This window comes from Paenibacillus sp. GCM10027630 (genome assembly GCF_042676305.1).
GTDB lineage: Bacteria > Bacillota > Bacilli > Paenibacillales > NBRC-103111 > Paenibacillus_S.
The window spans coordinates 308,025-317,245 of sequence record NZ_JBHTGY010000010.1 but is presented as its reverse complement, the minus strand read 5'-3'; the positions used below and the strand labels follow the sequence as shown (position 1 = coordinate 317,245).

Here is a 9,221-nt window from a genome sequence, read left to right as displayed (position 1 = left end):
CACTGAACCTCTGTCTCATCTCTCCCACACCGGACACCTCTTCCTCTTTGTAATTTAATTATCTGCATTCTCTTATGAGGTGTCCACTTTTTATTCTAGATCTATATGTCGTGTTAATTATTCCGAAAAGTAACGCTCCCTGCCCTATAGCTGGAATTTCTCACGCTAATTCTGCGTATTTGGGCTGATATCATCACTTTCGCCTATAATAGAGGTAGCTTTTCCAGTTAGATTGATTTCAAACGATATCCAGCCTGGATTAACATGAGGATTTCCATCTATTTTCTTTCTTTCTTCCGCTCGTCGGCCGCCCGAAAATCCTAGTCTCCTCTAGAATGAAAGCAGCCTTTAAACTTCTCGATGAGGATACATTCATGTCCTCGAGATGTCTTTTCTTACAATATTAGGAAGGTTAACTTCCGCTTCAAACTTATAGCCTTCAACTATTGGCTCAACCTCAAAATCAGTACTTGACCCTCCCCCGACCACTAGTCCTCACAAAATCCTGCAAACATGCAGTTATTTTCCTATCGGAATTGCTGTAGAGAGAACAAACCTGCAAAAGTACATCAATTTTCATGGAAAACGCTCCGGTTCAGCTAAGAATGAAAAAATAACTGCACATTTGCATGAATTCAAGATGACTGCCGATATACAAGTCAAAAGGATGTATAGATGCAGGTTTTTGGAAGCAGGCAATGGCTTAGAGCGGAATAAGTGACAGTATCCTCGAACACGAATAAATTCGAATAAAATCGTGTGCGCTTTCATCACCGTTCTTAAGTTTTGTCTAGGGCCAGGCTGGACACGGAGACGAAATCGAATGACTTCGTCAAGCGCAGATTTCGGTACTCAATAACCCCACAAAGTGGGGACATGCTTCGAAGTTGATTCAGATACTTTGCGGGGAGCCCGAAACATATAAATTCTGAGAAGAAAAGCTTCTGATCAAAACCCCTTCGAGGAAGATACATTCATGTCTAAGTAGTAGCTTTTCTTCGCAATCTCAGACTTCTTCAGCTCCGCTGAAAAATAAAGTCTGATATTAAGTAAAAATCCCGACAACCTTTAAGGTTCCCGGGATTTCATCATTTTAATTAAACCAATCTTCTACGGATATACCCTGAGATCAGGTCAATAATCGTAACCATAACCACGACGCCGAGCAAAATGATACCAACTCTGTTCCAACTACGCGCATCCAGCGCGAATATTAGCGGAGTACCAATCCCCCCGGCACCAATAACACCAAGGATAGCTGCGGAACGAATATTGATTTCAAAACGGTATAAAGCAAATGAGAAGAAGTCCGGCAGTACTTGCGGAATTACGGCAAACCACAATGTCTGTAGCTTGTTAGCTCCGCATGCAATAAGCGCTTCTCTTGGTCCTCGGTCTAGATTCTCAATAGCCTCGGAGTACAGCTTACCAAGCATACCTATGGAGTGAACCCCTAAAGCCAATGCCCCGGCATAGGAGCCTGGTCCAACAGCCTTAATAAAGATAATCGCCATGACGACTTCCGGAAACGTCCGGATCAGGCTTAGCATAAATTTACCGCTGCTGGTTGCCCAACGTCCTTTTCCTTTGTTGCTAGCCGCCCAGAAAGCAAACGGAACGCACAAAACTGCTGATATAAACGTACCCAGCACAGCAATAGCCGCCGTTTCCAGAAGCCCTCGAAGCAAGTCCTCACCTTCAGGCAAATACACGTAACCCCAATCCGGGTTAAGCAAACCACGAAGGATTGCCTTCGATACTTGTCCGGCTGTTTCTTTAATCCCTGTAAACTCGATTCCCGTAAAAGCCCAAACGCAAATAATTACAAAAAATAATGTAACCGACCAATGGCGGATGCGGGTACCAACATTCTTTTTTAAAGTATCCGTCATAGCAGTCTCTCCCGTAACTTAGTACTGACATAATCAATAATTAGCACGACTACAAGAGTAAACAAGATAATCGTGGACGCTTGATCGTAACGAAGCCGATCCAAGGAACGCTGAAGGATCAACCCGATCCCCCCAGCTCCTACAAACCCGAGGATAGCTGCCGCTCTGACATTCACCTCAAACGTATACAGAACGTAAGCAGCAAATTGAGCCATTACTTGCGGCACAACACCGAATTGAATCCATTGAAGCTTATTAGCCCCCACCGCTGTCATTGCTTCCAACGGACCTGGATCGATAGATTCAATAGATTCATAAGTCAGCTTGGACACAAGTCCGAATGAAAAGAAAGCTAGTGCAATCGCTCCGGCCAGAGCTCCATAACCCACAATTGCTGCGAACACACCGGCAAACATGAGATCAGGAATAGTCCGTACGAGATTCAGTATAAACCGCGAAATAACCCCCAGAACAGGAACGCGGGTTACATTTCGTGCCGCAAGAAAAGAAATCGGAATTGCAAACAGCGACCCGATAACGGTACCGATGATGGCCATGCGAATGGTTTCCAGCATTGGTTCATATATGGTGCTTAAATAACTCCAGTTAGGTGGATACATATCCTGAAACAGCTTGCCCATCTCCGGAATGCCTTCGATAAGCTCAATTAGTGAAGCATCGGTCTTATAGGCGCTTCCAACCAGTAGCAGGAGCACCAAGATGATGGAAAGAGTTGGTTTCAGTGATGACGGCTTTTTGAGCAAATCTGGGCCACGATCGGATGAAGACATCAGGCTTCCCCTCCCAATAGCTCATCCTTCTTGATTTCGCGTCCATAAATTTCCGAGAACTTATCATCCGTCGCTTCCGATACAGGACCGTCAAATACAACCTTTCCTGCACGCAAACCAATAATTCTTGTTGCGTACTCACGTGCCAAATCGATAAAGTGAAGATTAACGACTGTAGTGATCCCCAGGTCCTGATTGATTCGCTTCAAATCATCCATAACCTGACGCGTTGTTAAAGGATCCAAAGAAGCAACAGGCTCATCAGCCAATATAATTTTGGCCTCCTGCGCCAAGGCGCGCGCAATGGACACACGCTGCTGTTGACCCCCTGAGAGCTCATCAGCACGAGCGTAGGCTTTCTCACGAATATTAACACGCTCCAGAGCTTTCAGTGAAAGTTCAAGATCATGTTTAGGAAACAGTCCGAGCAACGTCCTCCATGTGGAATGATACCCGACACGGCCAGACAGCACGTTGCGAAGTACAGAAACGCGCTTAACCAAATTAAAGCTTTGGAAGATCATACCGATATCGCGGCGCATACGGCGAAGCTCTACTCCCCGAGCTGCAGTTAACGATTTTCCGTCAATGAGAATCTGACCATCGGTTATTTCATTTAAACGGTTCATGGAACGCAGCAGCGTCGATTTCCCCGCTCCTGACAATCCTACAATTACAACAAATTCCCCGGGCTGAATCGTTAAATTGATATTGCTTAGACCCACGGTCCCATTGGGATAAACCTTGGAAACATTTTGAAATTCAATCATGGAATAGGCCGTTCTCCTCTTGATATATTTGGTATACAAACAATGATTCGACACAAATGTCGGTTTTCCTTTTTCTAAAGCCTATCTCCAAGAAACCTTAATTTTCCTTATCCATCTCACGATAAAGCTCCTTAAATAATTGTTCCAGAAATTGAATCATTGTGCGAAGAGTTTCTTCTGTCCAAGCATCCAAATGTTGTATACTGTAAGAGTCTGCAGCTTCACTGAGCTGGTGAATACCCTCACATCCGACAGTTAAGGCAACGCCTTTGAGCGTATGGGCATACCGGTACATGCTTTCTCCCAGTTTACCACTAGCTTCCGATTCCCTATGTGAATCATTTTGTTCCCATAAGGCAATGTTTTCCTTTAGCTCTGCGGCTCGCTGATAGGCATCCTGGAGAAACAACTTTTTAGTTTTCTCAAGAATAGCCTTCATCCGCCGCTCCCTATCCTCTTGAGACATAGACATCATATTCAACTCCTAACCATATAAGAAAAGCTTCTATTCGAAGCCCTCTCGATGAAGATACATTCGTGTCTAAGTTGTAGCTTTTCTTGCAATATCAGAAAGGTGAACCTCCGGTTCAAACTTATACTTTCTAATATTATAAGAAAAGCTTCTATTCGAAGCCCTCTCGATGAAGATACATTCGTGTCTTAACGGTTGCTTTTCTTGCAATATCAGACTTCTTCAGCTCCGCTGAAAACTTATAAGTCTAAAATTATAAAAAGGAAGTGTCCCCTAATGGCAACCAAGCATATCGCACTTATTGATGACAGCTCACCGTTCTGCCTGCTGGTAAAACAAATATTCGAAGATCAGTATGAAGTGGATAGCTACTCGTCGGCTGTTGATTTTCTTTCGGTAATTTCGCGGATTACTCATTACGATCTCATCTTGCTTGACATTAATCTTCCTCAAATGGACGGACTTGAGGCTTTAACCAAGCTCAAGTCACTTAGCAAGACCCGTTCTATTCCCATACTTTTATTAACCGGCGATACACGCAAAGATACGGTTGTACGTGGCATTAAGCTTGGGGCGCAGGGCTATATAGCTAAGCCGATTGATCCGCTGCTGCTGGAAGAAAGAGTAACTCAGCTGCTCGAGGATCCTTCTTCCCAAGCCCCTGCGGTTGTACATAATGAGTCACCCGAATAATTGCCAAAAACAACCAAGGCAGCAGCGTAACTGTTTATTCGCTCTCATGCGCTTGGTCGTTTTTTTAATATCCATTTTTAATTTACTGTTAGCCCGCCACATCTCTTTTTGTAAATAGAAGCCACGCGGCGCCGTAGAATAAAACCCAATAAGCAATCAGCATGCTAACTGAAAAGCCTAAAGTCATTCCTTCAATCAATGGTTTTCCGCCCATAAAATAAGGAGACAAATCAGTATTAGCAAACAGCAAGTATTTTGCCCATGTGTATCTAAGGCTTGCAAGTAATAATACTACACCATTCGCTGTAAACATGAGCAGCATAGACAACCCGATAGCCAACGAGCTGCTGCGGAAAGCAGCGGAGATCATGAACGCCAATGTAACGGACATCAACAGATCCACCCATTTCAACCCGTACACCCGCAAAATATTCGATAGCGCATCCTGCTCAGTGATTGTACCACTCAGGCCGAAAAACAGCAGTCCTACAAAATAGGAGGTAATGAACAAAACGAGCAGCAGTGTAATGAGGAAAATAAACACAGATACGTACTTGGCCGCTAAAATTTTAGCACGGGTCACTGGACGAATCAACAGAAGCTTAATGGTACCCCAGGTAAACTCGGCGGCCACACTATCCCCGGCAATAATAACCGAGAAAATAAAGACAAGCCATGTCAAACTTGTACTCATTCCGAGGAATGGAAAAGCATGATTTACGCCTAAATCCATTGCATATTTCATCATCAATGCCATTGACAGGACAGCCAAAACCACAATGCCCAGCATGACCCACGTCCGGGTGCGGCTATATATTTTCATCTGCTCATTTTGTACGTGCCGAAAAAAGCTAGACAATTTGATTCCCCCTCGTCACCTCTAGGAATTGATCCTCCAAGGATTTGCTGTGCGTATGGATACCGTATACCCGCACTGCTGCGGAAACCAAGCGCCTGTTCAACTCGGCAATATCGTCACGCCCTCCGTTCAAGCGCACCGTCAATATGCCAATCTCATTCTCTGCAATGACCGCTACTGCCGGCGCTGTCCCATCAGAGCTCTCTGATGGTTTCGTACCTTTAATTGCTGGCGCTTGTGATGACGGACTCCAGTTCACTGCCTGCTTACCGGCAAAGCCAGTAGCAATTCGCACCGCTTCTTCCCCGTTGTCCACATCGAATTGAACCTCCAGCAGCTTTGACTCGTTCTCCAAATTTTTGAAGGAACGTACATCCAGCAGCTTGCCGTTCTGTATAATCGCTACACGGTCGCACATCAGCTCCATCTCCGAGAGTAGATGGCTTGAAACGATGACCGCAAGCCCTTCCTCCCTGGATAGCTGGCGCAAATAATCACGAAGCTCTCGTATGCCTTCCGGATCGAGACCATTCGTCGGCTCGTCCAAAATCAATACATCCGGACGATGCAGGATAGCCTGAGCTACTCCAAGCCGTTGTCTCATTCCTAAAGAGTAAGTTTTCACTTTATCATGTATACGGTGCTCTAATCGGACAAGAGCTATAACTTCCTGCAGCCTTTCTTCCGTAACACCTGGAATCATACGGGCAAAGTGCTGAAGATTTTGATAGCCACTCAGAAACTTGTAAAACTCGGGATTCTCTACAATCGCACCTACATGGACCATAGCCTGTTCAAACTGCCTTTTCACACTTAAACCGTTGACCAGTACTTCCCCTTGTGTAAGTGACATCAATCCGACCATCATACGAATTGTCGTTGTTTTACCGGCTCCGTTCGGCCCTAGAAATCCGAACACTTCCCCTGGGAGCACATCGAACGATAAATTATCAACAATCGTTTTTGAGCCAATCCGTTTGGTTACATTACGAAGCTGCACTACAGCGTTTGTATTCATGAGGCCTCCAACAAAAAAAGGATAGGTTAACTTTTCAACTTTTCAGGAAAAGTATACCATACCCTTATGATCTGACCAAACAATTATAGGAAGGCTCATTGAATTTCGTAATACTGTGCCAGCGACACTATCATGCTGCCCATCCGTTCTTCCACAGGAGCTACGACCCGCTCTATACCTTCATCCCTCAGAGCTTCGGCAGTCACCTTGCCTACGGCTACGGCAACCGCATGCTCCCTGAAGGCTGCAAGCAGCTGCTCAGAGTTCCCTTGTTCCCTGGCATAAGCCATCAGAAAACGAACCTGAGGAGTACTTGTAAAAGTAACAGCATCTACCTCACCTTGTATAATCTCCGATAATAGCGTATCCACCACAGTTAATTCTGGAGGAATATGCCGATACGGCAATATCTCGTAGTAATTAGCCTGCTGCTCCTGCAGCCATTTTACGAGCTGCGGCGCATGATCGCCATACAGCTGGAGCGCCACACGGCTTCCGCGCATATCACAGGATTGCAGCTCTCTCAATATGCCGACGGTGGTCCCATCATCAGCCTTGACCGTCGGGTCAAGCTCTAATGTTTTTAAATATTTGAACGTTTTGTAGCCGCGGGCCGCAATCTTCGTCTGTTTCAACCGTTCAATAAAAGCATCGGCCAGCCCCATTCCCTCAGCAGCTTGATACAGCATCTCAGCTCCCATGGATGTAGTAATAATGATCCAGTCTGCACCTTCTTGAAGGAACTTGGTTATTTCCGCTTCTACCTCTTCTTTAACAATGGCCACTGTTCCTTGCGCCGGACGAACCAGCGGAATGCCTCCCAGCTTCTCCACTATAATACTAAGCTCTGCAGCCTTTCTAGGCCCGGTCAGTGCAATCCGTTTTCCTTCCAGCCTCCGCATAATTCCCCCACTCCCCAAATGTCACTTATTCTAACATTAGGCTTTAGTATTTGTAATATATAGTATAGGGGCTAATTGCACAACCAGTAATTGCTTATAGCAAACATAAATTTTTCTTATATGTCAATGAATATCTTTCTTCTTAAAACGTCCGCCCTTCACATCATGAATGTTGCCTACTGCCAAAAATGCCGTAGGATCAAAATCCTCCACAATAGACTTTAGTTTCGCTTCCTCCAGCCTTGTAATGACACAAAAAATGACTTTTTTATCGCCGCCTGTAAATCCGCCTTCACCATTCAAATAGGTAACCCCCCGGCCCAATCGGCTAAGAATAGCTTCACCGATATTCCGGTACGATTCGCTAATAATCCATACCGATTTGGACTCGTCGAATCCTTCTATGGTGATGTCAATCATTTTAAAAGCTATATAATAAGCTATTAATGAATACATCGCATGATCCCAACCGAATACGAAGCCTGCGCTGCCAAGTATAAACAGGTTGAAGAACATTACAATTTCGCCTACTGAAAAGGGTGACTTTTTATTAACCAGAATGGCAACGATTTCCGTTCCGTCAAGCGACCCCCCCGTTCTAATTACCATACCTACGCCCACACCAAGAATTATCCCTCCAAATACAGTTGCCAACAATGGATCAATAGTCAAAGGAGGAACCGGATGCAGCAGCCAAGTACCTAAGGACATGACCAATACGCCAAACAAAGTGGATAAAGCGAATGTTTTTCCAATCTGCTTGTAACCAAGAAAGAAGAAAGGCAGGTTAAGAAGAAACAGAAAAATACCGAGTGGAATCTTTGTCAAATGAGCTAAGATGATGGATATCCCGACAACCCCACCATCAATAATATTGTTTGGTACAAGAAAAATTTCTAACCCTACGGATACGAATCCCGCACCCAGCACAATAAATATGGCCCTCTTTAAAAGCTTAACTCTGGTAGCCCGATTATGCTGCGGTGAAAAATGCTGTGCGGTGTTATTTTGGACTGCATTCCCTGTCATCAGCTTCTCCCCCTTCGTTTTTAGTGTTTCCGAGGCCAAACTCAACGGTTATTTCCAAAATAATAAGATCGATAGCGGATAACTGCCCGCAATTAAATTCTCGCGAGTTCTCCAACTCAGTCATATCCATTTGATTCATCAATGACTGCTTGCGCACTTGAAGCCGTTCCAAGTAATGCTCAATCTTCGATTTGCGGTATGTTTCTGCCATTTTCCCACCCCTCCCAAAAACTCCCTGTAAGGATAGTTTACTTTTTGAAGCCAATCTCAAGTTCCTGCGTTAGCAAAACTAACTTCCCTAACTCTATTGTATTCAAATGTATACAAATATTCAAACTTTTTTTATTAAAAATATATAAATGATTTTCCAAGTTCAGGGCAACCTACAGGTATCAAGGCAAAGGAGCTGTTACATTTTATGAAAAAAATGGTGGTTATCCTTCTTTGTTTCCTGCTTCTCGCCCTAACTTCCGGATGCACAAATAAAAAAACGCAGCAGCAATCAGGTGCTAACAAAGGCAAAAACAGCAGCCAAAAGGCACAGAGCCAAAAGCAAGACAAGCCTATCGATACAGAGCTTCAATCTCAAATGAAAATGTACAAGGATATTAAGCAGTACGAATTCAAAGAGGATGAAACCCGGCGTAAGCTGGACAAGCAGCAGCTGAAAAAGCTGCAAAAAGCACAGGAAAGCAGTGGAGCGCAAAGCGGCGGGGGAAACAATAAGAGCCAGAGCAATCAAAAGAGCAATCAAAATCAAGATAAGAAAAAGGAGAAAAAATAAGAGGGCACCTT

11 protein-coding genes are annotated in these 9,221 nt (G+C 44.5%); 2 read left to right on the top strand and 9 right to left on the bottom strand.

Annotation, left to right across the window (positions count from 1 at the left end):
- Positions 1-1,097: 1,097 nt before the first annotated feature.
- The 4 genes from phnE (ACFQ0C_RS06215) to ACFQ0C_RS06200 all read right to left on the bottom strand — a co-directional run bounded on the left by phnE (ACFQ0C_RS06215) (position 1,098) and on the right by ACFQ0C_RS06200 (position 3,928).
- Positions 1,098-1,892, bottom strand: coding sequence for a phosphonate ABC transporter, permease protein PhnE (phnE, locus tag ACFQ0C_RS06215; RefSeq protein ID WP_258218340.1), 795 nt, complete (start codon positions 1,890-1,892; stop codon positions 1,098-1,100).
- A complete protein-coding gene (phnE, locus tag ACFQ0C_RS06210; RefSeq protein ID WP_258218341.1) occupies positions 1,889-2,683 on the bottom strand; it encodes a phosphonate ABC transporter, permease protein PhnE in 795 nt (264 codons plus the stop codon). Before phnE (ACFQ0C_RS06210) ends, phnE (ACFQ0C_RS06215) begins: the two co-directional genes overlap by 4 nt.
- A complete protein-coding gene (gene phnC / locus ACFQ0C_RS06205) occupies positions 2,683-3,453 on the bottom strand; it encodes a phosphonate ABC transporter ATP-binding protein (protein WP_258218342.1) in 771 nt (256 codons plus the stop codon). The genes phnE (ACFQ0C_RS06210) and phnC overlap by 1 nt, the downstream gene beginning before the upstream one ends.
- 97 nt (positions 3,454-3,550) lie before the next feature.
- Entirely contained in the window at positions 3,551-3,928 is a 378-nt protein-coding gene (locus ACFQ0C_RS06200; RefSeq protein WP_379364969.1) for an Hpt domain-containing protein, read from the bottom strand.
- Between the two features lie 273 nt (positions 3,929-4,201).
- Here ACFQ0C_RS06200 and ACFQ0C_RS06195 point away from each other — a divergent pair, with 273 nt between their 5' ends.
- Positions 4,202-4,618, top strand: coding sequence for a response regulator (locus ACFQ0C_RS06195; protein ID WP_379364967.1), 417 nt, complete (start codon positions 4,202-4,204; stop codon positions 4,616-4,618).
- Positions 4,619-4,706: 88 nt separating this feature from the next.
- Here the strand turns inward: ACFQ0C_RS06195 and ACFQ0C_RS06190 are convergent, their stop codons facing one another.
- The 5 genes from ACFQ0C_RS06190 to ACFQ0C_RS06170 form a co-directional block, all read right to left on the bottom strand.
- Positions 4,707-5,477 carry an ABC transporter permease gene (locus tag ACFQ0C_RS06190; RefSeq protein ID WP_379364965.1) on the bottom strand — a complete coding sequence of 257 codons (771 nt, stop codon included), beginning with the start codon at positions 5,475-5,477 and terminating at the stop codon, positions 4,707-4,709.
- Positions 5,470-6,495, bottom strand: a complete 1,026-nt coding sequence (locus ACFQ0C_RS06185) for an ABC transporter ATP-binding protein (protein WP_379364963.1) — start codon at positions 6,493-6,495, stop codon at positions 5,470-5,472. The genes ACFQ0C_RS06190 and ACFQ0C_RS06185 overlap by 8 nt, the downstream gene beginning before the upstream one ends.
- Before the next feature lie 95 nt (positions 6,496-6,590).
- Positions 6,591-7,397 carry a uroporphyrinogen-III synthase gene (locus tag ACFQ0C_RS06180; protein WP_379364961.1) on the bottom strand — a complete coding sequence of 269 codons (807 nt, stop codon included), beginning with the start codon at positions 7,395-7,397 and terminating at the stop codon, positions 6,591-6,593.
- A gap of 123 nt (positions 7,398-7,520) precedes the next feature.
- On the bottom strand, positions 7,521-8,426 hold the full coding sequence (locus tag ACFQ0C_RS06175) for a YitT family protein (RefSeq protein ID WP_379364959.1): 906 nt from the start codon (positions 8,424-8,426) through the stop codon (positions 7,521-7,523).
- Positions 8,401-8,637 carry a hypothetical protein gene (locus ACFQ0C_RS06170; RefSeq protein ID WP_379364957.1) on the bottom strand — a complete coding sequence of 79 codons (237 nt, stop codon included), beginning with the start codon at positions 8,635-8,637 and terminating at the stop codon, positions 8,401-8,403. Before ACFQ0C_RS06170 ends, ACFQ0C_RS06175 begins: the two co-directional genes overlap by 26 nt.
- Positions 8,638-8,844: 207 nt before the next feature.
- On the opposite strand from ACFQ0C_RS06170, the gene ACFQ0C_RS06165 reads away from it, so the two are divergent.
- A complete protein-coding gene (locus ACFQ0C_RS06165; RefSeq protein WP_379364955.1) occupies positions 8,845-9,210 on the top strand; it encodes a hypothetical protein in 366 nt (121 codons plus the stop codon).
- The last annotated feature ends 11 nt before the right edge of the window (positions 9,211-9,221 follow it).